Annotated in this window: 22 protein-coding genes and 1 tRNA gene; 13 read left to right on the top strand and 10 right to left on the bottom strand. The window is 57.2% G+C overall.

Translation table 11 applies throughout. The features are described from left to right. The first annotated feature begins 93 nt into the window (after positions 1–93). From IFT53_RS18825 to IFT53_RS18815, 3 genes are read left to right on the top strand one after another with little or no spacing between them, the layout of a single operon-like run. Positions 94–1,290 carry an amino acid ABC transporter permease gene (locus tag IFT53_RS18825; protein WP_192066878.1) on the top strand — a complete coding sequence of 399 codons (1,197 nt, stop codon included), beginning with the start codon at positions 94–96 and terminating at the stop codon, positions 1,288–1,290. A 3-nt stretch (positions 1,291–1,293) separates the two neighbouring features. Beyond that, complete coding sequence (locus IFT53_RS18820) at positions 1,294–2,451, top strand: amino acid ABC transporter permease (RefSeq protein ID WP_192066877.1); 1,158 nt, start codon at positions 1,294–1,296, stop codon at positions 2,449–2,451. Positions 2,452–2,462: 11 nt separating this feature from the next. Then, positions 2,463–3,236, top strand: a complete 774-nt coding sequence (locus IFT53_RS18815; RefSeq protein ID WP_192066875.1) for an amino acid ABC transporter ATP-binding protein — start codon at positions 2,463–2,465, stop codon at positions 3,234–3,236. An 81-nt stretch (positions 3,237–3,317) separates the two neighbouring features. Here IFT53_RS18815 and IFT53_RS18810 read toward each other — a convergent pair whose 3' ends face one another. The 8 genes from IFT53_RS18810 to IFT53_RS18780 all read right to left on the bottom strand — a co-directional run bounded on the left by IFT53_RS18810 (position 3,318) and on the right by IFT53_RS18780 (position 7,641). Continuing rightward, positions 3,318–4,163: a universal stress protein gene (locus tag IFT53_RS18810; protein ID WP_192066873.1), complete on the bottom strand. Its 846-nt coding sequence runs from the start codon at positions 4,161–4,163 to the stop codon at positions 3,318–3,320. A gap of 129 nt (positions 4,164–4,292) precedes the next feature. Continuing rightward, positions 4,293–5,066 (bottom strand): competence/damage-inducible protein A, encoded by a 774-nt coding sequence (locus tag IFT53_RS18805; RefSeq protein ID WP_192066872.1) that lies wholly within the window; start codon positions 5,064–5,066, stop codon positions 4,293–4,295. Positions 5,067–5,473: 407 nt separating this feature from the next. Continuing rightward, entirely contained in the window at positions 5,474–5,596 is a 123-nt protein-coding gene (locus tag IFT53_RS23990) for a hypothetical protein (protein ID WP_269082250.1), read from the bottom strand. A 51-nt stretch (positions 5,597–5,647) separates the two neighbouring features. Then, positions 5,648–5,893, bottom strand: a complete 246-nt coding sequence (locus IFT53_RS18800) for a DUF982 domain-containing protein (protein ID WP_192066870.1) — start codon at positions 5,891–5,893, stop codon at positions 5,648–5,650. Positions 5,894–5,967: 74 nt separating this feature from the next. After that, complete coding sequence (locus tag IFT53_RS18795) at positions 5,968–6,255, bottom strand: hypothetical protein (RefSeq protein WP_042619339.1); 288 nt, start codon at positions 6,253–6,255, stop codon at positions 5,968–5,970. Positions 6,256–6,412: 157 nt separating this feature from the next. After that, the gene (locus IFT53_RS18790; protein ID WP_192066868.1) at positions 6,413–7,084 is read right to left on the bottom strand and encodes an outer membrane protein; all 672 of its coding nucleotides are present in this window, start codon (positions 7,082–7,084) and stop codon (positions 6,413–6,415) included. 190 nt (positions 7,085–7,274) lie between these two features. After that, positions 7,275–7,348: transfer RNA gene (locus IFT53_RS18785), tRNA-Cys, on the bottom strand. A gap of 140 nt (positions 7,349–7,488) precedes the next feature. Continuing rightward, positions 7,489–7,641, bottom strand: a complete 153-nt coding sequence (locus IFT53_RS18780; protein ID WP_065701140.1) for a DUF3309 family protein — start codon at positions 7,639–7,641, stop codon at positions 7,489–7,491. 253 nt (positions 7,642–7,894) lie between these two features. On the opposite strand from IFT53_RS18780, the gene IFT53_RS18775 reads away from it, so the two are divergent. The 3 genes from IFT53_RS18775 (at position 7,895) to IFT53_RS18765 (ending at position 12,804) form a co-directional block, all read left to right on the top strand. After that, the gene (locus IFT53_RS18775) at positions 7,895–8,566 is read left to right on the top strand and encodes a protein-L-isoaspartate O-methyltransferase family protein (RefSeq protein ID WP_192066867.1); all 672 of its coding nucleotides are present in this window, start codon (positions 7,895–7,897) and stop codon (positions 8,564–8,566) included. Between the two features lie 206 nt (positions 8,567–8,772). Continuing rightward, a complete protein-coding gene (locus IFT53_RS18770; protein WP_192066865.1) occupies positions 8,773–9,702 on the top strand; it encodes a PopZ family protein in 930 nt (309 codons plus the stop codon). A 258-nt stretch (positions 9,703–9,960) separates the two neighbouring features. Continuing rightward, positions 9,961–12,804 (top strand): valine--tRNA ligase, encoded by a 2,844-nt coding sequence (locus IFT53_RS18765; RefSeq protein ID WP_192066863.1) that lies wholly within the window; start codon positions 9,961–9,963, stop codon positions 12,802–12,804. A gap of 89 nt (positions 12,805–12,893) precedes the next feature. Here the strand turns inward: IFT53_RS18765 and xth are convergent, their stop codons facing one another. Next, positions 12,894–13,688, bottom strand: a complete 795-nt coding sequence (xth, locus tag IFT53_RS18760) for an exodeoxyribonuclease III (RefSeq protein WP_192066861.1) — start codon at positions 13,686–13,688, stop codon at positions 12,894–12,896. Between the two features lie 94 nt (positions 13,689–13,782). Further along, on the bottom strand, positions 13,783–14,112 hold the full coding sequence (erpA, locus tag IFT53_RS18755) for an iron-sulfur cluster insertion protein ErpA (RefSeq protein ID WP_042619345.1): 330 nt from the start codon (positions 14,110–14,112) through the stop codon (positions 13,783–13,785). A gap of 192 nt (positions 14,113–14,304) precedes the next feature. Between erpA and IFT53_RS18750 the strand changes: the two genes are divergently transcribed. From IFT53_RS18750 to IFT53_RS18720, 7 genes are all read left to right on the top strand, one after another. Beyond that, complete coding sequence (locus IFT53_RS18750) at positions 14,305–15,522, top strand: deoxyguanosinetriphosphate triphosphohydrolase (protein WP_192066859.1); 1,218 nt, start codon at positions 14,305–14,307, stop codon at positions 15,520–15,522. A gap of 71 nt (positions 15,523–15,593) precedes the next feature. Further along, complete coding sequence (argS, locus tag IFT53_RS18745; RefSeq protein WP_192066858.1) at positions 15,594–17,351, top strand: arginine--tRNA ligase; 1,758 nt, start codon at positions 15,594–15,596, stop codon at positions 17,349–17,351. A gap of 66 nt (positions 17,352–17,417) precedes the next feature. Then, on the top strand, positions 17,418–20,408 hold the full coding sequence (locus IFT53_RS18740) for an SPOR domain-containing protein (protein ID WP_192066856.1): 2,991 nt from the start codon (positions 17,418–17,420) through the stop codon (positions 20,406–20,408). 81 nt (positions 20,409–20,489) lie between these two features. After that, positions 20,490–21,506, top strand: coding sequence for a beta-N-acetylhexosaminidase (gene nagZ, locus IFT53_RS18735; protein WP_192066855.1), 1,017 nt, complete (start codon positions 20,490–20,492; stop codon positions 21,504–21,506). A gap of 50 nt (positions 21,507–21,556) precedes the next feature. Further along, positions 21,557–22,387 (top strand): segregation and condensation protein A, encoded by an 831-nt coding sequence (locus IFT53_RS18730; RefSeq protein WP_192066853.1) that lies wholly within the window; start codon positions 21,557–21,559, stop codon positions 22,385–22,387. Then, positions 22,377–23,108, top strand: a complete 732-nt coding sequence (gene scpB / locus IFT53_RS18725) for an SMC-Scp complex subunit ScpB (RefSeq protein ID WP_192066997.1) — start codon at positions 22,377–22,379, stop codon at positions 23,106–23,108. The genes IFT53_RS18730 and scpB overlap by 11 nt, the downstream gene beginning before the upstream one ends. Positions 23,109–23,267: 159 nt before the next feature. Continuing rightward, complete coding sequence (locus IFT53_RS18720) at positions 23,268–23,501, top strand: twin-arginine translocase TatA/TatE family subunit (RefSeq protein WP_042619352.1); 234 nt, start codon at positions 23,268–23,270, stop codon at positions 23,499–23,501. The last annotated feature ends 41 nt before the right edge of the window (positions 23,502–23,542 follow it).

Raw genomic sequence — 23,542 nt, 5'->3', positions numbered from 1 at the left:
ATCCTTTAAAACGGCATTTTCGGGAGGCAGGGCCACGCTCTGCCTCCCGGCACACAATAAGCTCGAAAAGAGCAAAGAGAGGGAAAGGTGCCGATGGCAGGCAATGCGCTCCAATCGCAACCGTCGAGCGCAAACAGCGCGACGTCCATGATCAATGATCCGCGTGTGCGGGCAATTTTTTATCAAATCATTACTGTTGTTCTTCTGGCGCTGTTCGTGTGGATGGTTGCATCCAACACAGTTCATAATCTTCAGCGTTCCAACATTTCTTCAGGCTTCGGCTTTCTCGAGGGCAGAGCTGGTTTCGATATCGGCCAGTCGCTGATCGAGTACAACAACGACAACACGTTCGGACGTGCGTTGATCGTTGGTATTCTCAACACGCTTCAGGTTGCTATCCTCGGCATCATTACCGCGTCGATCATTGGTTTCATCGTCGGTATTGCGCGCCTGTCTCGCAACTTTCTGATCTCGAAGCTGGCGCAGGCCTATGTGGAACTCTTCCGCAACATTCCGCCGCTGCTCGTCATTTTCTTCTGGTACAAGGGCGTTATAACCATTCTGCCGCAGGCGCGCGACTCGCTGCAACTGCCGCTTGGTACCGTTCTGAACAACCGTGGCTTCTTCTATCCCAAGCAGGTCTGGGGCGATGGTAGCTGGTTGATTCCGCTGGCGTTTCTGGTCGGCATCGTCATCACCTATTTCGTCTATCGCTGGGCAAAGGCCCGCCAGATGAGAACGGGCCAACCGTTCCGCACTGGCCTTGTGGGCACAGCCATCATCATCGGCCTGCCGCTTGTGACATTTCTGGCGCTCGGCTCACCGCTGACTTTCGATTACCCCGTTGCCGGACGCTTCAACCTCTCGGGTGGATCGGTCATCGCACCGGAATTCCTGTCGCTCTATCTTGCTCTGTCGTTCTATACCGCATCCTTTATCGCGGAAATCGTCCGTGGCGGCATCAAGGCTGTGCCGAAGGGACAGACGGAAGCGGCTGACGCGCTGGGCTTGCGCTCCAGCACGACAACACGCCTCATCGTCGTTCCCCAAGCCATGCGGATCATCATTCCGCCGCTGACGAGCCAGTTTCTGAACCTGACCAAGAACTCCTCGCTTGCCGTCGCTGTCGGCTTTTCTGATCTGGTTTCCGTGGGTGGCACCATCCTCAACCAGACCGGACAGGCTGTCGAAGTCGTCGCAATCTGGCTGGTGGTCTACCTTTCATTGTCGCTGACAACCGCGCTGGTCATGAACTGGTTCAACGCGAAGATGGCGCTGGTGGAGAGATAAGCAATGACAACAACAACCACCTCTTACGTTCGTGCCAACATGGCCGCTGCCGAGCCTGCGCCCTCCAGCCAGGTTGGTGCCATACATTGGCTTCGCACTCGGCTGTTTGCCACGCCCAAGGACTCGATCCTGACCGTGCTGGCAATCGCGCTTCTGGTCTATATCATCCCGCCGATGGTGAACTGGCTGTTCATCGACGCGACTTGGACAGGTGCTGACCGCACGGCCTGCCTGACCGTTGCCCAGGGCGGCGCTTTGCCTGATGGGCAGTCCGGCGCATGCTGGGCTTTCGTCAACGCCAAGTTCGAGCAGTTTATGTTCGGGCGCTATCCATTGGAAGAGCGCTGGAGACCGCTTCTGGTTCTGGCGAGCTTCACGGTTCTGCTGATCCCGATGCTGATTCCGAAGGCACCGCACAAGGCGCTGAACGCGCTTCTGCTGTTCATCGTCCTGCCGTTCGTGTCCTTCTTCCTGCTGGTGGGTGGCTATTTCGGTCTGCCGGTTGTGGAAACACAGCTGTGGGGCGGGTTGATGGTGACGTTGATCCTTTCCTTCTTCGGCATCACCGTCTCGCTGCCTTTCGGCATCATTCTGGCTCTTGGACGGCGCTCTAACATGCCGGTCATCAAGACGCTCTGTGTGACCTTCATCGAGGTGATCAGAGGCATTCCGCTGATTACCGTGCTGTTCTTCGCCAGCATCATGTTGCCGTTGTTCCTTCCCGATGGCTGGACCTTTGACAAGTTCCTGCGCGCGCTCGTGGGTGTCTCGCTGTTTGCCTCGGCCTATATGGCGGAAGTCATTCGCGGTGGCTTGCAGGCGATCCCGAAGGGACAGTCTGAAGGTGCGGATTCTCTGGGTCTGAACTATTGGCAGAAGACACGTTTGATCGTTCTGCCGCAGGCGTTGAAGCTCGTCATTCCCGGCATCGTCAACACCTTCATCGGCCTGTTCAAGGATACCTCTCTTGTGTCGATCATTGGCATGTTCGACCTTCTGGGTATCGTCAATCTCAACCAGTCGGATGCGAACTGGGCGACACCCGTAACACCTGTGACCGGTTACATCTTCGCCGGGTTCATATTCTGGATATTCTGCTTCGGCATGTCGCGCTACTCGCTGTTCATGGAACGGCACCTCGACACCGGGCATAAGAAATAAGGGGAAAAATCATGGCAGAAGCCCAAGCACAAAAACTCGCCGTTTCATCGACTGATGTCGCGATTGAAATCACCGGCATGAACAAGTGGTATGGCGATTTTCACGTTCTGCGTGACGTCAACCTCAAGGTCATGAAGGGCGAGCGCATCGTTGTTGCCGGTCCGTCCGGATCTGGCAAATCCACGATGATCCGCTGCATCAACCGGTTGGAAGAGCACCAGTCGGGAACCATCCAGGTTGATGGCATCGAACTGACCAACGATCTGAAAAAGATCGATGAAGTGCGCCGCGAAGTTGGCATGGTGTTCCAGCACTTCAACCTCTTCCCGCATCTGACAATCTTGGAAAACTGCACGCTGGCTCCAATCTGGGTTCGCAAGACACCCAAGAAGGAAGCCGAAGAAATTGCGATGCACTACCTGAAGCGCGTCAAGATTCCTGAGCAGGCCCACAAATATCCCGGTCAGCTTTCCGGTGGTCAGCAGCAGCGTGTGGCCATTGCCCGCTCGCTCTGCATGAAGCCTAAGATCATGCTGTTCGATGAGCCGACGTCTGCTCTCGACCCTGAAATGGTGAAAGAAGTTCTGGATACGATGGTTGGTCTCGCCGAAGATGGCATGACCATGATCTGCGTGACCCACGAAATGGGCTTTGCGCGTCAGGTCGCCAACCGTGTGATCTTCATGGATCAGGGCCAGATTGTCGAACAGAACTCGCCTGCCGAATTCTTCGACAACCCGCAGCACGAGCGCACACGTTTGTTCCTGAGCCAGATCCTGCATTGATCAGCTGACATCATACGGAATGCAAAAAGGGGCGGTCATTGACCGCCCCTTTTTCGTTGTCCAATTTGCTTCGACTGCTAACTAGCGCGACATCAAGGTCAACGCAGTCATCTTGCCGAGCAGGGAGCGGGTGACGCCGCCAAACAGCATTTCCCACCAGCGCGAGTGACCATAGGCACCCATGACCAGCAGGTCGATGCTGTTATTTGACAGGCGTTGCTCGATGGCTTTCTCTGGTGAAAGCCCGTGGGCGGTTTGCTCTGATGTGATCACGACATTGATGCCATGGCGAGCAAGCGTTGCGGCGATCTCGGAACCGGCCAGTTCGGCTGACTGCGTGTCACTGTCTTCGGCGCCGACGGAGAATATCTCGACACTTTCAGCGGCAAGCAGGAAAGGCATCGCATCGAATGTGGCGCGGGTGGCCTCGCGGGAGCCATTCCATGCAATCATCACCCGCCGGACAGATTTGGGCGAGCGCAGAACATGCGGCACGAGCAGAATGGGGCGACCAGTCTCGTAAAGAAAATTATCGAGATCCAAGCGGCTGTCGGAGATCGAGGACTCCGTGGACTGCCGGGCGATCACAAGATCGGCGCAGCGCGCGCTTTGGATTGCGGCACTGGACCCGTATCCGACCGATGACATGCCGGTGCGCCATTCGCTGGATATCTGTTCCGCCGCCATCTTCGCCTTGAAGATTGCTTCGACCTCAGTGGTTTCCTGATGAGCGACTTCCTGCATGGCCTGAATGGTCACCGGATCGGGGAACTCCATGGGTGCTACCAGAGGAGCCGTCTCGGCAGTTTCCATATGAAGACCGATGACGTGGGACGCATAAGTCTGGGCGAGCGTCGCTACGAAGTCCCCCAGCCCATGCGCATTTTCTGCAGTGTCCATGACTGCCAGTATCGTCTTATAACCCATGACCTGTCTCCTCATCGTGATAAGCGGGATTATCCCAGTGCCAGCACAAAGGTTGTGTCAGGCCTCATCATCCAGTCAGATCGGCTTGATGGCCTTGATCGCGATCAAATTCATGCGTTACTGAGTGTTTTACGCCGACTTTGCGGCCTTTTCGCGGGCGATCTCTTCGATCATCGCGGTCACGTCCTGAACGGCAGCGTCGAGTGCCGCTGCATCTCGCGCGCGCACGACGATTTCGGTAGAGAACCGCTGGCCATCATATTTCGGATAGGAGCCAATGCTCGTTTCCGGATGCGCCTTCTGGATGCCGGAAAGGGGTGTTCCAATATCGCCTTCCGCAAACGGAGAATGGACAGCATTCGAGAGGATTTTCGCTCCCGTGCTCAATGTTGGGAGAACGTTATCCAGCATGGCCTGGAAAATATGCGGCACGCCCGCCATGACATAGACATTCTCCACAATGAAGCCGGGCGCTGTGGAAACCGGATTGGCAATGTGTTTCGCGCCACGCGGCATGCGCGCCATGCGCTTGCGGGCATCGGTAAATTCCAGTTCTCTGACGCGGTACATATCACCCAGCAGACGCATCGCATCGGCGTCATGCTCGCATGGCAGGCCGAAAGCGACCGAGACCGCATCTGCGGTGATATCATCATGCGTTGGGCCGATACCGCCCGAGGTGAACACATAATTATAGCGTGCACGCAGGGCGTTCAGCGCTTCGACGATGTCGGCTTCTTCATCCGCGACAATGCGCACTTCCTTGAGATCGATACCCGCCATTATCAGCACATCTGCGAGATGGCCGATATTCTTGTCTTTCGTGCGCCCGGACAGGAGTTCATCTCCGATGGCGAGCATGGCTGCAGATACGACTTTGGAAGCGGGGGAGGGTGCGGACATGAGGGTGCTCTTTATGGGGGAATGGCGATTGAAACCGAGGTGAGCCTAACGCCCCTGCCAGCGAATGCAATAAGCCGAATGGAATAAGATGTGTGGAAAAGGCCGCCCAATGGAAAGGCTTAAATCTCAAAAACAAAATGCGGCCCAGAGGCCGCATTTTGTTATCGCTATACTGCGTAGCGTCGCTAAATTTGAGAATTAAATGCGCTTACAGAATGGGATCAACCATCATAAGGCAAGTAATAACGACAAAACCAAGTAGTGAAACTTCAAGCAGACTGTTAAGACCGTCGCGCATCGCTTTCTCTCCATCGTTCGTGGAACAAGAACGTGCAATCGTTAACGGAGTTCCATGACGGGGCTGTGAATTATGCGGAAATTATGTCCATCAGCCGCGCGTCACGATTTTACATGACAGCCAGCGAGAAGACCCAGTGTCCGACAATGCTGAGAACGAGGCATGCGACGAGAAGGATAAAAACAAATTTCTTCATGGAAAGGGACGCCTCGGTCTTTTTGATTTTGGTCACATCTTATCTAGGAAAGGCTGTGACCTTAAGCGGGAAAATCCCACTGCGTCATTATGACTTTACGTCAAGCCCGGCCTCGATCGCCGCCTTCACGAAGGCCTCACGGGCATCCTCAGGCTTTTTCTTCCCAGCATCAACAGCCGCGAACACCAGAAGCGCACGATCCAGCATCTCGCCATCTTCAGCTGGCCAGTCTTCGATCAGCGCCCATGAGGCGGCTTGGGTGGACTCGATACTGACGTAAACGCCGGGTTCTTCCAACGCGACGAGAACCGGCTTTTTCCAAGGCGTCTGCATGATGTTTCCTGTGATTTCACGGTTGGAAACAGCGTTTAGAAGCTTATGCCGCCCACATCAATGGGCAATCGCGCCTAGTCGTCACGACCAAAGAACGACCAGTCGCGAATGATACGTCGATCGATGATCTTCAGCGAGCGGTCTGGCTGGATCTGGTAGGTTTCAATCACTCGGTCATCGAAGCGGCGAAAGTTGTGAGTGAATGTGCTGCCGATGGGCGACTTCGTCAGTTTGGAGCGTGGCTGACCCTTATAGGTAATGCTGCCGGGAATTGGGTCGACGCTGTAGGACGTAATGGGTGTCGTGCACCCGGCAAGACCGAATGCCAGGCCTGCGCATAGAGTAACAGCGGATAGTTTCATGGGTTTCTCCCGATAACACTGGCATACGCTTGAATACGCAATTGCCAATGGCGAGTAAACTGGCTGGCATTGCCGATGTTCCGCTGCGTGGGAACTTTGTGATTCCAGCCAGTATCGCGCTCAGCCTGCATGGCGAAAGCCTTGAACGCGGAATATTCTAGAACTTGATGCCGAGGCCGATGCGCAAGGCCTGCTGGTCTATTTCAGCGTCCAGTTTGGCACCGCCAAGGGCGGGGAAAACGAAAGAGTTGTTACCGAAGTCGGTGTAGCGGTATTCAAAATGGCCAAAGACCCGGTCCGTAAATGCGTAATCGAGACCAGCCCCAAAGGTGTAGCCAGTAAAGTTCTCTTGTTCTTCTTCCCCGCCGGCGACCGACGCATAGGCGCTTCCGACCGCCCAGCCAGCCGTGCCGTAAAACAACGCCCGGTCTGCCGCGTAACCGATGCGGCCGCGCACGGAGCCCTGCCAATCCAGGCCATAGTTGATATTGGTGGCTGCCAGAAGAAGATACGATGTCTTGTCGCTCCGGTTCTTCTCTAGGTCTGCCTCGATGCCGAGCACCAGATTATTGTCGAACTGATAGTTGAAACCCGCAAATGCGCCGCCGACCGGGCCGTTAAAGTCAGTCGCAAGGCCCGCAAGCCCACCAATGGTACTGTCCTGGCTGTTCCGGCTATAGCCGCCCTGAACGCCAACGGTGAAGCCAGTCCACGAAAAAGCCGCTGCATCTTTAACCTTAGCCGCGCCCGGCATTTCGGTTGCGGAGTCGGCAGCAATTGCTGTTGAGGCAGCAAGGGTAAAAAGAATGGCTGTAAATGTCTTTTTCATGAATCGATTCCCCCGTTTCAATGGGGATTCAATAACCCAACGCCAAAAAAGCGCCATGGCAAAAATGCAACTTAGGCGCGGAAGCGTAACCCAGGATTGCGCGAGGCTGGATTCAAGAGATTTGTGACAGACAAACCCTGACTGCAAAAGGGCTTGTGGACAAATTGTCTTGAAGATTGGGATGATATTTTGGAGGCCTCGCCCGGAATTGAACCGGGGTACGAGGATTTGCAGTCCTCTGCGTCACCACTCCGCCACGAGGCCTCACGCGCCTGATTGCTCAAGCATGGCGGGGATTTAGAACGAATCCATTTTCCGCGCAATAGGGTAGGATTGAAAAAAGGCAGGAGTTTTGTGGAAAACCGCGTCGCCACCATTTGGGAGACGCGGCTTTCTTGTCTGTGTCAGATCCGGCCGAGGAGGACGAGGATCAGCACAATCACCAGGACGAGGCCCAAGCCGCCTGACAAACCGTATCCGTAATTGTGGAAGCCCCAGTTTGGAAGGGCGCCGATGAGGAAGAGGATAAGCAGGATAACGAGAATTGTGCCGAGCATGGTGGCCTCCAATGTTTTGTGTCGTCTCTCACTGCAAGAATGGTTAGGCAGGTAAAAAGTTCCTGAATGGGCAGTTCGCACGGGAAGGTCAGCTGGGAAGGGGTGCAAAATTGCAAGGCCGGGCGGCAAGCCGTGTTTTTAACGGTTCGGGTGTATGCTGGCGCTTGAAAGCATTCGCGCGGGCAATTAAGACGGTAGGCAACCGCAGTCAGAATTTAAGGCTGCTCTCGAGCTTGTATTGAGGCGAAACGACATGATGGACTTCGAAAACGCACGCGGCAAAATGGTCGACAGCCAGTTGCGCACGACAGACGTGACCTCGCATTCTGTACTGAAGGCATTTCTGGCCGTGCCGCGGGAAGAGTTCGTTCCTGCCGACGTGAAGAAGATCGCCTATGCAGACGAAGATCTCCAGATCTGTCCAGCAAAGGACGGGCAGGCGGCTCGTTATATCATGAAGGCATCGCCTCTGGCCAAGATGCTGCAACTGGCAGCCATCACCAAGGATGATTTGGTGCTGGAAATTGGCGGTGGCCGTGGCTATGTGGCAGCTATTCTGTCGCAGCTGGCAGGCTCCGTCATCTCGCTGGAGCAGGATGAAGAGTTGAGCGCCAGCGCGACCGCGACGCTTTCTGCACTGGGTTATGACAATGTTTCGACGGTGAAGGGCGAGCTTGCGCGCGGCCATGCAGCGGATGCGCCTTACGATGTCATCTTCATCAGCGGTTCTGTGGAAGAGGTGCCTGCAGCACTTCTCGAGCAGCTGGGTGATGGCGGACGTCTGGTTGCCGTGGTTGGTTACGGCAATTCGGCCAAGGCAATGGTTTATCGTCGTGACGGCAAGGGCACATCGTCCACCGCATTCTTCAATGCCTCGGTGAAGCCGGTTCCGGGCTTTGCAAAGGCACGCGAATTCGTTTTCTGATCAGTCACGCTACATCAAACGTCATGAAATGCCGGGCCGCAGGGTCCGGCATTTTTGTTTGATTGCCCATTCCATCGAAATAAAGCTGTGCAGTGAGCAGCTTGAGAGGGCCTGATGGATTCATTTCTTCTTCACGGTGTCATACAGTGTGGGTGATTCGGAAGCTGACCATCTTCCGGTGTGAATATGACAATCGAGGATGAACAATGGCTCAGTCCAGCGTCGCGCGCGAACCATCGATGGAAGAAATTCTGGCATCCATTCGCCGGATAATCGAAAGCAACGAGCCCGCCTCGGCTGATGCTCTATCTGCGCCTCTGGCTCCTGCCTATGACGAATATGAAGACGCGGATTCGGCCTATGCTGCAGAACCTGCCAGCCCGCCTGCCCATGTGCCGCCTGCGGCCAATCAGGGCTATGGCGCGCGCCAGCAGCATGAGCCGAGCATGATCGAGCGGGTCGATATGGCCATGGCTGATTCCGGTGAAAAGACCATGTCTCTGGCTGATGTTGCCGCCCGCGTGCGTGCAGCGGCAGACCGCAATGCGGCGCTCGGCCCGCAGGGCGTTGCCGCCCAGCAGCGCGCGGCTGAAGCCGCTGCGGCCTCCCAGCCAGCGCCCGTTGCCCAATCCTATTTCCAGCAGGAGCGTCCTGCACCAGCCCCGCGCCCGACGGACATGCGCCCCTTGCTGAATGCCGCACAGGCACGCCCGCAGCCACAGGCGGTGCCAGCCTACACGCCGCCCGTAGCGGAAGCGCCAGCCCCGGCACCGCAGATGCCTTTGCCCGTGTGGGAAACCATGGAGCTTCGCGGCGCCGTGGAGCCGGAACAGCCTTCTGCACCCATGCCGCAGATCGTTGCCCAGCCGCCTGTCAGCATTGCGCCAGAAAAGCCTCAGAGCGAAGATCGCCTGTCGCTGAAGCTGATTTCGGAAGCCGCTGGTGCGCAGATCGCGCAGTCCTTCGGTGAGCTTGCCGAGCTTTTCGACGGCGTGGAGCGCCCAACCATCGAAGAGATGGCGCAGGACATGTTGCGCCCTATGTTGCAGGAATGGCTCGAAGACAACCTTCCCACGCTGGTGGAGCGGTTGGTGCGCGAAGAGATCGAGCGCGTGGCCCGCGGCCCGCGTCGTTAAGCGATATTTGAGACCTGATCAGGCCGCTCCATCACCATGGGGCGGCTTTTTTGTTTGCAGCGCTTTGCCGTTGAAATGTGCAGATGCTGTTGACTCTCGACCCCCCATCCTTATTTAAAAATTCATCCCTATGGTGCGTTACGTTTTGTCAGATTCGTGAAGTGCTGTAGTTTGTTTGAAGTGTCGCGTGTGATGACCGCAAAACTGCTCCATTGTTTTGCGCAACATGCTCTGGAACTCTAAAATTCAGGTCCGTAAATGCTCGAGAAGACCTACGATTCCGCATCCGTAGAACCCAAGATCGCCAAGGCTTGGGATGATGCAAACGCTTTTCGCGCTGGTGCTAATGCAAAGCCCGGCGCGCAGTCGTTCACGATTGTCATCCCGCCACCGAATGTGACCGGCTCGCTCCACATGGGGCATGCGCTGAACAACACGCTTCAGGACATCATGGTCCGCTTCGAGCGCATGCGCGGCAAGGACGTGCTGTGGCAGCCGGGCATGGACCATGCCGGCATTGCCACGCAGATGGTTGTCGAGCGCAAGCTGATGGAAAACAAGCTTCCTGGCCGTCGCGAGATGGGCCGTGAGGCTTTCGTCGAAAAGATCTGGGAGTGGAAGGAAGAATCGGGCGGGTTGATCTTCAACCAGCTGAAGCGTCTGGGCGCATCCTGCGACTGGTCGCGTGAGCGGTTCACCATGGACGAGGGGCTTTCTGAGGCTGTTCTGGAAGTCTTCGTTACGCTCTACAAGCAGGGCCTGATCTACAAGGACAAGCGCCTTGTGAACTGGGACCCCAAGCTGTTGACGGCGATTTCCGATCTGGAAGTCGAGCCGCAGGAGATCAAGGGCAATCTCTGGCACTTCCGCTATCCGCTTGAAAAGGGCGTGACCTACGAATTCCCGGTTGCTTTCGATGAAGAGGGCAAGCCGACCGAATTCGAGACCCGCGATTATATCGTCGTTGCGACCACCCGGCCTGAGACGATGCTGGGTGATACCGGCATTGCCGTGAACCCGGAAGACGAGCGGTACAAGGGTATCGTTGGCAAGCATGTCATTCTGCCGATCGTCGGGCGCAAGATCCCGATTGTTGCGGATGATTATGCCGATCCGACCGCTGGAACCGGTGCGGTGAAGATTACGCCTGCGCATGACTTCAACGACTTTGAGGTCGGCAAGCGCACGGGTCTTCGCGCCATTAACATCATGAATATCGATGGCACGATTTGCATCAAGGAAAACGAGGACTTCCTCGAAGGGCTGGATCATCCCGCCGCGCTGCATGGCGCATGGGACCGTCTGGAAGGGCAGGACCGTTTTGCCGCGCGCAAGATCATCGTGGAAATCTTTGAAGAAGCCGGTCTTCTCGACAAGATTGAGCCGCACAAGCACATGGTACCGCATGGCGACCGTGGCGGCGTGCCTATCGAGCCGCGCCTGACGGAACAGTGGTATGTGGACGCCAAGACGCTGGCAAAGCCCGCGATTGAGAGCGTGCGCGAAGGCCGCACCAATTTCGTGCCGAAAAACTGGGACAAGACCTATTACGAATGGATGGAAAACATCCAGCCGTGGTGCGTTTCCCGCCAGCTCTGGTGGGGACACCAGATTCCCGCATGGTACGGCCCGGATGGTCAGGTCTTTGTTGAAAAGACCGAAGAAGACGCGCTGCAGGCGGCAATCCAGCACTATCTGTCCCATGAGGGACCGTGGAAGGCATGGGTTGAGGAAAAGCTTGAAAACTTCAAGCCGGGTGAGATTCTGACCCGCGACGAAGACGTTCTCGATACATGGTTCTCCTCTGCGCTGTGGCCATTCTCCACGCTGGGCTGGCCGGAAAAGACGCCGGAAGTTGCGCGCTATTACCCGACCAACGTGCTCGTCACGGGCTTCGACATCATCTTCTTCTGGGTTGCCCGGATGATGATGATGGGCCTGCACTTCATGAAGGACGATGCGGGGAACGCCGTTGAGCCGTTCAACACGGTCTATGTCCACGCGCTGGTTCGTGACAAGAACGGCCAGAAGATGTCGAAGTCCAAGGGCAACGTCATCGACCCGCTGGACCTGATCGACGAGTACGGCGCGGATGCGCTGCGCTTTACGCTAGCCGTGATGGCAGCGCAGGGCCGCGACGTGAAGCTGGACCCGGCACGTATCGCCGGTTACCGCAACTTCGGTACCAAGCTGTGGAATGCGACACGCTTTGCCGAAATGAATGGCGTGAAGCGCGACCCGCATTTCATTCCTGAAGCGACGACGCAGACGATCAACCGCTGGATTTTGACCGAGCTTGCCAATACGGCAAAGGAAGTCACCGGCTTTATCGAGAACTACCGCTTCAACGATGCGGCAAGCTCGCTCTATCGCTTCGTGTGGAATCAGGTCTGCGATTGGTATCTGGAACTGCTGAAGCCTGTGTTCAGTGGCGACGACGAAGACGCCAAGAGAGAAGCGCAGGCTTGCGTGGCCTATGTGCTGGAAGAAATCTACAAGCTGCTGCACCCGTTCATGCCGTTCATGACGGAAGAGCTTTGGGCGCATTCGGCAGGTGAGGGCGAAAGCCGTGCGGACCTTTTGTGCCACACGGATTGGCCCGCACCACAGTTCCGCGATGATGCGGCGGCGGCTGAAATCAACTGGCTGGTCGATCTGGTTTCCGGCATTCGCTCGACCCGCGCTGAGATGAACGTGCCACCGGGTGCCACAGCACCGCTGGTGATCGTTGCCGCAAACCCGACAACGGAAGCACGCCTCGACCGCCATTCGGCGGCGATCCGCAGACTGGCACGTGCAGACGAGATTCGGGCCGCAGATGTGGCTCCGAAGGGTTCTGCTCAGTTGGTGCTGGGTGAGGCGACCGTGTGCATTCCGCTCGGCAATCTCATCGATGTCGCGGCTGAAAAGGCGCGTCTCGACAAGGCTATCGGCAAGGCGGAAGCTGAGCTGGAGCGGATCGACAAGAAGCTGTCGAACGAGAAGTTCGTGGCAAATGCCGACCCGGAAGTCGTTGCTGCGGACCGCGAGCGAAAGGCCGAGCTTGATATGCAGGTGGCAAGCCTGCGCACCGCGCTGCTTCGTGTGAACGAAGCCGGATAACATTCAACATTTGGCCGCCTTCGGGCGGTCAAATTGTTTGCGCGTCATATTTGTTGTGATGGCAGAGCTTATATCGCGTAACAACGCGATCAGGGTGCTGCGAAATCAAAATAGCCGCAGACCGGCACGTGGTCAGAGGGCTTTTCCCAGGCGCGGACGTGCTTTTCAATAGAGACGGACTGAAGTCTATCGGCTGCCTGCGATGACAGCATGAGGTGATCGATGCGGATGCCGTTGTTCTTGGGCCATGCGCCAGCCTGATAATCCCAGAACGTATAAAGGCCCGCCTCATCGGTGGTAGTGCGGGTGGCATCGACAAGGCCGAGATTTTCCAACTGCCGGAATGCGGCCCGGGTCTTTGGCAGGAACAGCGCATCGCCTTCCCAGGCGCGTGGATCATAGCAATCGAACGGTTCCGGGATGACGTTGTAATCACCCGCCAGAATGAGCGGTTCTTCGAGAAGAAGACGGTCCTTGGCGTGAAGGCGCAGGCGCTCCATCCATGCCAGCTTGTAAGGGTATTTTACCGGATCATCGGGCGGGTTGCCGTTTGGCAGATACAGCGAGCAAACGCGGATAACGCCTCCCTTCACGGAAAAGACGCCTTCGATGAAACGCGCCTGTTCATCCGCATCATCGCCGGGCAAGCCGCGATGGATTTCATCCGGCATCATCTTGGAAAGCAGGGCAACGCCGTTGAAGCCCTTCTGGCCGTGTGTTTCCACATGGTAGCCAAGCGCCTCTATTTCGAGGCGGGGAAAGTTCTCATCGACGGATTTGATTTCCTGAAGGCAGGCAATGTCAGGGCTCGAATCCTTCAGCCATTGGCAAAGGTTTTCGATGCGCGCCTTGACGCCGTTGATGTTCCAGGTGGCAATCTTCATCGGACATTCCATTTTCGCTACGGTTTGTATTTAAACCATAGCCACGCGAATGCCACCCGTTTTCACAGTTTCAACAGGGTATAAGCGGAGCCGATCAGACCGAAAAGCTGGTGCCGCAGCCGCAGCTGGCCACTGCGTTGGGGTTCTTGATCTGGAAGGACTGGCCGAGGAGGTTATCGACAAAATCGATCTCCGAGCCTTCCATGTAAACGACCGACATGCTGTCGATCAGCACTTTGGCATTGTCTCGGGAAATCACGAGGTCGTCGTCGGTCGGCGCGCCATCAAGGTCGAACTTGTAGGAGAAGCCCGAGCAGCCGCCGCCTTCGACGGAGACGCGCAGGGATTGCTTGCCCTCTTCGGAAGAGACGATCTGGGCGATTCGCTTTGCAGCGGATTCTGAGAGTGTAATCTGTGTTGTCATGTGGTTTCTCCAACCGGGGTCAAGAACCGGAGAGCGGTGTTTTTCTGTAGAGCGATTATAAACCAGTCAAATTAACGGTCTATAGCCGTGTTGCGCGGCGATGACGCTTTGCGGCAACCTTCGAGATAGGTATGAAGGGTAAAGGCAAAGGTCAATGGCAAGACCGCCTGATAACGTTCAGCAGGAGAGCGAATGATAATCGATCAGCGTGCACTGGGTTTCGGAAGCGGAGAGCGGGCGGTTTATGCCACCGACCCATGGACGACGCGTGGACGTCTGTTTCCCGAGACATCCAGCCTGACGCGCTCCGAGTTTCAGCGTGACCGCGACCGCATCGTTCACACAACCGCCTTCAGACGCCTCAAGCACAAGACACAGGTGTTTATCAGCCCCGATGGCGACCATTACCGCACGCGACTGACGCACACGGTGGAAGTGGCGCAGATTGCCCGCGCGCTGGCTCGCGCCCTGAAGCTGGATGAGGACCTGGCGGAAGGCGTGGCGCTGGTTCACGATTTTGGCCACACACCCTTTGGCCACACCGGCGAGGACGCGCTGGACGAGATGCTGAAGCCCTATGGCGGCTTTGACCACAATGCCCAGTCGCTGCGCATCGTCACCAAGCTTGAGCGTCGCTACGCCGAATATGACGGCATCAACCTGACATGGGAAACGCTGGAAGGGCTGGTAAAGCACAACGGCCCGCTGGCGGGTGAAAACGCCAATGGCAGCCACGGCCCGGTCGCCTTGCCCATTCTGGAATATTGTGAACTGCAGGATCTGGAAATCGGCACATTCGCCAGCCTTGAAGCGCAGGTCGCGGCCATTGCTGATGATATCGCTTACAACACCCACGACATCGATGACGGCTTGCGGGCAGGTTATCTGACCTTCGACATGCTGGAGGAGGTGCCTTTTCTGGCGTCGCTCATGGCGGAAGTTCGCGGCAAATATCCGAATCTCGAAGATGACCGCTTCGCCCATGAAATCATGCGCCGCCAGATTACCCGCATGGTGGAGGACGTGATCGGCGTTGCGCAGCAAAACCTATTGAAGCTGAAGCCAACTTCCGCCGCCGATATCAGGGGTGCCAGTTTCACGGTGGCTGCGTTTTCGCCTGAGATGGCCGAAACCGACAGGCTGATCAAGAAGCTGCTGTTTAAGCATATATATCGCCATGCCGACATCATGCGCATCCGGGCAGGTGCCACACAAATTGTGACAGACCTGTTTCACCGCTACATGGAAGTGCCCGCAGAAATGCAGAGCCACCATTGGGTGGATGTCATCTCCGGCATGAGCGTGGGGGCAAAAGCCCGGCATGTGGGGGATTATCTGGCCGGTATGACCGACAGTTATGCACTGAAAGCCCACCAGCGCCTGTTTGACCACACACCCGATTTACGATAGGCAGCGGCACCGCAGAACCGGTTTTTCAATGCCGGGACCTCAAGAGACAGCCTTCGCGCAGGTATATTATCATGAACCTTTTCGCCGATTTCGATACCAGAATCAAAAACGCGCTTGAGACGATCGACCTCGTCAAAGCCAACCGCGATGCTGTCGATTTCGGCCGAATCACCGTGGAATCGCCGCGCGATCCAAGCCATGGTGATGTCGCGACCAACGCCGCCATGGTGCTGGCAAAGCCGCTGGGCACCAATCCCCGCGCGCTGGCAGAGCTGATCGTTCCGGCACTTGAGCAGGATGAGGACATTGATAGCGTCAATGTTGCCGGTCCCGGCTTCATCAATATCCGTGTTTCCGTGGCCTACTGGCAGCGTCTGCTGGCGGGCATGATCGGGCAGGGCGACAATTATGGCCGCTCGACTGTTGGTGCAGGCAAGAGCATCAACGTTGAATATGTTTCTGCCAACCCGACCGGGCCCATGCATGTGGGCCACTGCCGTGGCGCTGTGGTGGGTGATACGCTGGCCAATATTCTGGCGTTTGCCGGATATGGCGTGACCAAGGAATATTACATCAACGATGCCGGTTCGCAGATCGATGTGCTGGGCCGCTCCGTTTTCCTGCGTTACCGCGAAGCGCTGGGCGAAGATGTGGGTGCTATCCCGCCGGGCCTCTATCCCGGTGATTACCTTGTGCCGCTTGGTGAATCGCTTGCGCAGGAGTTTGGCCCCAAGCTTCGCGCCATGCCGGAAGACCAGTGGCTGCCTGTTATCAAGGACCGTGCCATCGACGCGATGATGGTGATGATTCGCGAGGATCTGGCTGCGCTGAACGTGAAGCATGACCTGTTCTATTCGGAGCGCACGCTGCATGCGGCTAATGGCGGACCAATCCAGTCTGCCATCAACGATCTGACCTTCAAGGGCCATGTTTACAAGGGAACCCTGCCGCCACCGAAGGGTGAGTTGCCGGACGATTGGGAAGACCGCGAACAGACCCTGTTCCGCTCCACCGAAGTGGGCGATGACATGGACCGCGCGCTGATCAAGTCCGACGGTTCCTACACCTATTTTGCCGCTGACGTTGCCTATTTCAAGGACAAGTATGATCGCGGCTTTGGCGAGATGATCTATGTTCTGGGTGCCGACCATGGCGGCTACGTCAAGCGTCTGGAAGCGGTTGCGCGGGCTGTCTCCGAAGGCAAGTCCAAGCTGACGGTTCTTCTGTGCCAGATGGTCAAACTTTTCCGTGATGGCGAGCCGGTCAAGATGTCGAAACGCTCCGGCGATTTCGTGACATTGCGCGATGTCGTGGACGAGGTTGGACGCGACCCTGTGCGATTCATGATGCTCTATCGGAAGAATTCCGAGCCTCTGGACTTCGATTTTGCCAAGGTAACGGAGCAATCCAAAGATAATCCGGTATTTTATGTGCAGTATGCGCATGCCCGCTGCATGTCTGTTTTCAGGCAGGCAAAAGAGGCGTTTCCGAACCTAGATGTTGCTACGGCAACGTTGGTTGATGGTGCGTCTTTGATTAGTGATATCAATGAGTTGCAGCTCATTGCTAAACTGGCAGAATACCCTCGTCTGATCGAATCTGCGGCGCTTAATCACGAGCCGCACCGCCTGGCTTTTTACCTGTATGATCTGGCCAGTTCCTTCCATGGACACTGGAATAAAGGTAAAGATCAGCCAGAATTACGTTTTGTTAACGATAAAAACCGAGAATTGAGCGTTGCCAGATTAGGGCTGGTGAATGCTGTCGCAAACGTACTGCGGTCGGGACTGACGCTTTTAGGAGCGGACGCACCTGACGAAATGCGATAACATCTCACCATTATTTGCTCACAATACGCTGGCAAGTGCTGTGATGCGTAGATGGTGGAACACGTAATGGTCGAAAAAAATGTCGCGTATAACCGGGATAACCGGGCAGACGAGTTCGCTGACAACGATCCCTTGGCGCAATTGGCCCGTTTGGTTGGTCAAGAGGATCGCCCATCCCATGTTGCTTCCCCGGCTGCGCAGCATCCGGCGCAACGCAGGGAGCCTGAATTCAATCTCGAAGACGAACTGCTTCGCGAATTCGCGATATATGATTCGCCACGCTACGAGCCCGTAGCGCTGGATGCGGCAAACGACACCCGTGCGTCGGTTCCTGCCAACGAATTCCTGCAGCGCGTCGAATCCGTGTTTGCCCGCAAGGAGCCAGAAATGGCCCCGCCAGCGCCTGCAGCTGTGGAGCACTATGCACCAGCCGAAACGGAAGAGTTTCTGGTTGCCGAGCATGGAGCTCAGCCAACTGCCGCTTCCGACCTGCGTGATGAGTTCAGCGATGACCCTGAGCAGGTAGCAGCACTGTTTGATGTTGCGCACCGCCAGACGCCAGCGCCGCAGCCGGTTTATCAGGACGTCATCGAGCAGGCACCTCAGCATGTTGAGCCAGCCGCCTATGTCGCGCCAGCGCCGCAGGTCGAGCAAGCCTATTATGCTGCGCCAGTCGCTGAGCCTGTTTACGCAGAACCGGCCTATGACCTTCCAGCGCAGTCGCAGCTTGACGCATCGGTTGCGAACCAGCCGAACTGGCAGCTGATGGCTGAAACTTCTGGCGAGACGTCCATTGATCTGGCCAGCGAGCTGGAGCTTTCCGTTGCTGAAGACTCATCCGTCGCAGCACCCGTTCAGGCATCCCCATCCATCGCCCGTCGTTCTTCGCTGGATTATTCCAGCCTTCGTCTGCCGTTGGCCAATTTCGGTGCGCCACGCGCAGCACCCGTTGCGCCTAAGGCTGAAGAGCCAGCAGCTGTAGCGGCGCAATTCGTGCAGCCGGTTGTAGCGCCGGTCAGCCAGGTTGAGCCTGTATTGCCTGCCGGACAGAAGCTGTCCGCAATGGATGAGCTGATCTTCGACGTTGCAAAATACGAAATCGGTACGAGGGACGCCCGCGTTGCAGAGCCTGCAGCGCGCATTGAGCCTGTGGTTTCTGTCGCGCCGCCAATCGTCGCTGCACCTGTCGCAGCGCAGCCCGTAGCGCCGCAGCCAGCACCTGTTGCCAGACGGGAAGAGCCTGCCTTCGTGACGGCACCTGTTCAGCCTGTGGCAGCACCGGCGGCGACAGCGAAGTCCGAACCCGCATTCGAAGAGTTCAAGGACGATGACTTCGAACTGGCGCTCGATGATTTCGATTTTGATATCGACCTTTCCGAGATTGCAAACATCGATGTGGCCGTAGCTCCACCTGCAGAGCCGGTTGTTGCAGCCCGCCCTGCGCCTCCCGCGCCAGCACCCGTTCAGCCAAAGCCTGTTGCCGCTGCACCAGTCGCTGCCGCGCCAGTTGCACGCGTGGAGCCGCCGCGTCCAGTTGCGCCTGTCGTAACCGCACCGCCAGCCACACTGGACAGCCTGCCATTCGACCCATCGCAGATTGGCGAAACGGAAGACCAGACGGAAACCATCGCCGAGATGGAAGTTCCTGAGCTGCCCGTTGGCGTTTTCGAGCCAAAGCCTGCGCCACGTCGCCAGGAGGAAGATCTTGATCTTGACACCGAACTGGCCGCGCTCTTTGCACCGGCCATGTCTGGCGGGCTTGATCGCCACAAGAATGCCGCTGCCACACGTCAGCCTCAGCCAACGCAGGATGAGGTAGATGAGTTTGAACGTGCGCTGGAACAGGATTTCCGCCGCAGCATGGAAGAAGCCGCGAAATCCGGCTCCTACACAGACCGCGTGACGCCGACAGATCTGGCGCAGAACGTGCGCTACGAGGATGAAGAGCGCGGCGCTGGCCGTCGCTGGTTCGTGCCAATGGCCGCTGCCATCGGCGTGTTGCTTGTTGGCGGTGGTACCTATGCGCTGATGTTCGGTGGCTCATCGAGCGAAGGCTCGAATGGCGCACCTGTCATCATCTCCGCCGATAGCGAACCGACAAAGGTCGTGCCCGATAATCCGGGTGGTCGCGTTGTTCCAAACCAGGATAAGGCGGTTTATGACCGCGTTGCCGGAGCCGCGCCTGCTGACCCCAAGCAGCCTTCGCTGATTTCCAGCAACGAGCAGCCCGTGGATGTCGTGCAGCGCACGCTGATCCCCGAGCAGTTGCCGCTTGAGGGCGAAAACGAAGACATGGAGGCACTGGCCTCGACACCGGTGGGTGAGACGGAAGATCCGCGCTTGCTGTCTCCGGAAGAAAAGGCACGGTCTGAAGAAAATCAGGGTGGCTCGCCTGTCAACGTATCGCCGCGCAAGGTTCGCACGATGATCGTCAAGCCTGACGGCACGCTTGTTGCGCAGGATGTACCAGCTCCCGCTGCACAGGCAGCACCGCAAGCTGACAAGATCGACGAGCTTGCCGCACCGAAGGCCACGGCTGCCGCAGAAGCTGCCCCAACCGTGATTGCAGCATCGCGTGTTCCTGTCTCACCAGAACAGCCCGCTCAGCCACAGACGCCTGCTGCTACAACAGTTGCAGCAGCACCGAAGCCTGCCCAGACTGCGGCACCGCTTCCAGCATCGCGTCCGTCGGCCCAGCCTGCCAATGTAACGGCGACGGTTACCAGCCAGGGCAATGTCCGCCCGGCACCGGCTTCGCAGCCTGCGCAGGAAACCGCTGCTGCGCCAACGCCTGCCACCAACACGTCCTCGACGGGTGGTTACTATGTGCAGGTTGCCTCGCTTCCAAGCCAAGCTGAAGCACAGAAGTCCTACCAGAGCCTGTCGGCCAAGTTCGGCTCGGTCATTGGTGGTCGTGGTGTTGATATCAAGGCTGCTGAAATTGCAGGCAAGGGCACCTTCTACCGCGTCCGCATTCCAGCCGGTGACAAGAATGAAGCCGCAGCACTTTGCGAACGCTTCCGCTCTGCCGGTGGCAGTTGCCTCATCGCACGCTGATTTGGGGTGACAAACATTGAAGCCGGGACGTTATCGCTCCCGGCTTTTTCATGCCTACCGATTTCCAAGCAGGACACATCCATGACCGACACAAAAGCTATGATCCTTGGCTGTAGCGGCCTGACACTGACGGATGACGAGATTGCGCTTTACAAAGCCGAGCGTCCCTGGGGCTTTATTCTGTTCGGGCGCAACATTGGCGACGCCAAGCAGGTTGCCGATCTCGTTGCCTCCATGCGCGATACGGTCGGGCGTCCAAATGCGCCTGTGTTGATCGATCAGGAAGGCGGGCGCGTTCAGCGCATTCGCCCACCCATCCTGCAATCCTATCCCAATGCACAGTCGCTGGGAGAGATCTATCTACGAGACCGCAGCCAGGGCCTGCGAGCTGCATGGCTGATGTCGCGTCTGCATGCCTTTGACCTGATGAAGCTTGGCATCAACGTGGATTGCCTGCCTGTGCTGGACGTTCCGGTTGAAGGTGCGAGCAATGTTATCGGCAACCGTGCCTATGGGTTCGATCCGGCGCTGGTATCGGCCATGGGGCAGTCGGCGGCGGATGGCCTGAAGGCGGGCGGCATGCTGCCTGTCATGAAGCATATGCCCGGCCATGGGCGAGGCATGGTCGATTCCCACCATGAGCTGCCGGTGGTTGATGTGCCGCTGGCCGAGCTGGACGCGCATGATTTCGTACCCTTCCGCGCCCTGAACAAAGAGCTGATGGCGATGAGCGCACATCTGGTGTTTACCGCCATTGATTCAGAGCGCCCGGCCACGACATCTCCAGTCGTTATCGAAGAGATTATCCGCAAACGGATCGGCTTCGATGGGCTTCTGATCTCCGACGACAGCTCGATGAATGCGCTGAAAGGCACGTTGGGAGAGCGGGCGGCGAATATTGTTGCGGGTGGCTGCGATATAGTCTTGCATTGCAATGGCGTGATGGATGAAATGCTTCAGGTCGTGAGGGAAGTTCCTATTCTTTCCGGCAAAGCTCTGGAGCGCGCGCGCGCTGTCGAAGCCGGTTTTCCGGTTGCTGATGGTGCGGAAGAGGCGGCGCTACGAGACGAATTCAACGCCATGCTGGCGGTTGCCTGAGAGGCAGCGCGGCCGGGCGGCTTTAAAGATCAGGCCCGGTGGACGAATGAATGGCGGCAGATAAATCTCGCGGCGGTGTGCCGATGGAAAAGCTCTGGGAGGATATCAAGCCCGAGCGCGCCACCGGTGAATCCGCTTTGATGATCGATGTAGCGGGCTTTGAAGGCCCGCTCGATCTTTTGCTGCACCTCGCCCGCACACAGAAAGTCGATCTGTCGCGCATTTCGGTGCTGGCACTGGCTGAGCAATATCTCGTCTTTGTGGAGCAAGCACGCCGGGTGCGTATCGAGCTTGCAGCCGACTATCTTGTGATGGCGGCCTGGCTTGCATTTCTCAAATCCAAGCTGCTCATTCCCCAGCAGAGCAAGGATGAAGGCCCGAGCGGCGAGGAGATGGCGGCAACGCTTGCCTTCCGGTTGAAGCGGCTGGAAGCCATGCGGGATGCGGCGGAGCGGCTGGTCAACCGCCACCATCTGGGCCGTGACGTGTTTGCGCGCGGTGCGCCTGAGCATATTCCCCACAAGAGTCGCTCATCCTTTGAGGCAAGCCTGTATGACCTTCTGAGCGCCTATGCAAACCTGCGACAGCGTCAGGCGATTACGCAGGTCACCATCGAAAAGCGGCAGGTCTGGTCGCTGGTGGATGCGCGGGAGTTGCTGACCTCCATGCTGGGCGATATTGCCGAGTGGACGGAGCTGGATGGCTATTTGCTGCAATATGTTGCCGACCCCGCAATGCGGGCAACGGCGATGGCGAGCGCCTTTGCCGCATCGCTGGAGCTGGTGCGTGAAGGTTCACTGGAAATCCGGCAGGACGGAGCCTTCCAGCCTATCTTCATGCGCAAGGGGTCTGGCCGGGAAAGGACAGATGATGTCAAATGAACTGGACCTCGATGACGAGGCCCCATCGAGCCAAGAGCAGGCGAGCGGCGCGAGCGTGACCGAGCGGCAGATGAAAGAGGCCGAGCGCATTGCCGAAGCTCTCGTCTTCGCCTCAGCGCAACCGGTCTCCGAAGCCTTCATTGCCGAGCGTGTGTCCAAGGGAATCGATGTCGCCATGCTGATGGCAAAGCTGAAGGGTCATTATGGCGAGCGCGGCGTCAATCTCATTCAGGTTGGTGGAAACTGGGCGTTCCGAACGGCTGGCGATCTATCATTCGTGATACGAACCGATGAGAAAGAGCCGAAAAAGCTCTCGCGCGCTGCACTGGAAGTGCTGGCCATCATCGCCTATCACCAGCCGGTGACGCGGGCGGAAATCGAGGAAATCCGGGGCGTTCAGACCTCACGGGGAACACTCGATGTGTTGATGGAAGCCGGGTGGGTGCGCTTTCGCGGACGCAGAAGGACGCCGGGAAGACCCGTTACGATGGGTACGACCATTGAGTTTCTCGACCATTTCGGGCTGGAAGAATTGCGCGATTTGCCGGGGCTGGACGAGCTGAAGGGGGCAGGGCTGCTTTCTGGCCGCATTCCGTCCAACTTCGGTATTCCGTTGCCATCCATGAGCGATGAACTGACCGAGGATGAAGATCCCATCACGCAGCTGGACCTTGAAGAGCTCGGTCTGCTCTCGCCCAGTGGCGACGAGCCGGAGAGATGATCGAAGTTTCGTTGCCGGCTACATCACAAAGAGTTGCCAGCATTTGGCAATTGCTGGATTTATAGTGTCTTATCGTTTGTTGAATCGCCATTTTGGTGTTTGAAAAACCTCCGCAAACGTCTTACATCGGTGCAAAGCAAAATTCAGGGAGTTTGCGTTATGGGTTCTTTTAGTGTGTGGCACTGGCTGATCGTTCTGGTGATCGTGCTTGTCCTGTTTGGCCGTGGCAAGATTCCCGAATTGATGGGCGATGTCGCAAAAGGCATCAAGAGCTTCAAGAAGGGCATGGCCGACGAAGACGGCACGCCGCGCCCTGCTGACCGCGATACCGCGCCAGAGCAGACGACCGTTCACGCCAAGACTGTCGACCATAAGGCTGACGAGCTCAAGTAAATGATTTTACGGCGCGGCGTTGAACGCTGCGCCGTGACACT

This window comes from Rhizobium sp. CFBP 13644 (assembly GCF_014842165.1).
Classification (GTDB): domain Bacteria; phylum Pseudomonadota; class Alphaproteobacteria; order Rhizobiales; family Rhizobiaceae; genus Agrobacterium; species Agrobacterium tumefaciens_C.
The sequence above is the reverse complement of the archived record's forward strand: the minus strand, read 5'-3'. Positions and strand labels throughout refer to the sequence as shown.

What these genes read in the sequence shown, in the direction of transcription:
- xth (WP_192066861.1), bottom strand. Translation starts at nt 13,688, where the DNA reads ATGAAGATTGCCACCTGGAACATCAACGGCGTCAAGGCGCGCATCGAA.
- IFT53_RS18790 (WP_192066868.1), bottom strand. Translation starts at nt 7,084, where the DNA reads ATGAAAAAGACATTTACAGCCATTCTTTTTACCCTTGCTGCCTCAACA.
- IFT53_RS18770 (WP_192066865.1), top strand. Translation starts at nt 8,773, where the DNA reads ATGGCTCAGTCCAGCGTCGCGCGCGAACCATCGATGGAAGAAATTCTG.
- IFT53_RS18805 (WP_192066872.1), bottom strand. Translation starts at nt 5,066, where the DNA reads ATGTCCGCACCCTCCCCCGCTTCCAAAGTCGTATCTGCAGCCATGCTC.
- IFT53_RS18720 (WP_042619352.1), top strand. Translation starts at nt 23,268, where the DNA reads ATGGGTTCTTTTAGTGTGTGGCACTGGCTGATCGTTCTGGTGATCGTG.
- IFT53_RS18795 (WP_042619339.1), bottom strand. Translation starts at nt 6,255, where the DNA reads ATGAAACTATCCGCTGTTACTCTATGCGCAGGCCTGGCATTCGGTCTT.
- IFT53_RS18825 (WP_192066878.1), top strand. Translation starts at nt 94, where the DNA reads ATGGCAGGCAATGCGCTCCAATCGCAACCGTCGAGCGCAAACAGCGCG.
- IFT53_RS18810 (WP_192066873.1), bottom strand. Translation starts at nt 4,163, where the DNA reads ATGGGTTATAAGACGATACTGGCAGTCATGGACACTGCAGAAAATGCG.
- IFT53_RS18750 (WP_192066859.1), top strand. Translation starts at nt 14,305, where the DNA reads ATGATAATCGATCAGCGTGCACTGGGTTTCGGAAGCGGAGAGCGGGCG.
- erpA (WP_042619345.1), bottom strand. Translation starts at nt 14,112, where the DNA reads ATGACAACACAGATTACACTCTCAGAATCCGCTGCAAAGCGAATCGCC.
- IFT53_RS18765 (WP_192066863.1), top strand. Translation starts at nt 9,961, where the DNA reads ATGCTCGAGAAGACCTACGATTCCGCATCCGTAGAACCCAAGATCGCC.
- IFT53_RS18800 (WP_192066870.1), bottom strand. Translation starts at nt 5,893, where the DNA reads ATGCAGACGCCTTGGAAAAAGCCGGTTCTCGTCGCGTTGGAAGAACCC.
- IFT53_RS18775 (WP_192066867.1), top strand. Translation starts at nt 7,895, where the DNA reads ATGATGGACTTCGAAAACGCACGCGGCAAAATGGTCGACAGCCAGTTG.
- argS (WP_192066858.1), top strand. Translation starts at nt 15,594, where the DNA reads ATGAACCTTTTCGCCGATTTCGATACCAGAATCAAAAACGCGCTTGAG.
- IFT53_RS18815 (WP_192066875.1), top strand. Translation starts at nt 2,463, where the DNA reads ATGGCAGAAGCCCAAGCACAAAAACTCGCCGTTTCATCGACTGATGTC.
- IFT53_RS18730 (WP_192066853.1), top strand. Translation starts at nt 21,557, where the DNA reads ATGGCGGCAGATAAATCTCGCGGCGGTGTGCCGATGGAAAAGCTCTGG.
- IFT53_RS18820 (WP_192066877.1), top strand. Translation starts at nt 1,294, where the DNA reads ATGACAACAACAACCACCTCTTACGTTCGTGCCAACATGGCCGCTGCC.
- scpB (WP_192066997.1), top strand. Translation starts at nt 22,377, where the DNA reads ATGTCAAATGAACTGGACCTCGATGACGAGGCCCCATCGAGCCAAGAG.
- nagZ (WP_192066855.1), top strand. Translation starts at nt 20,490, where the DNA reads ATGACCGACACAAAAGCTATGATCCTTGGCTGTAGCGGCCTGACACTG.
- IFT53_RS18780 (WP_065701140.1), bottom strand. Translation starts at nt 7,641, where the DNA reads ATGCTCGGCACAATTCTCGTTATCCTGCTTATCCTCTTCCTCATCGGC.
- IFT53_RS18740 (WP_192066856.1), top strand. Translation starts at nt 17,418, where the DNA reads ATGGTCGAAAAAAATGTCGCGTATAACCGGGATAACCGGGCAGACGAG.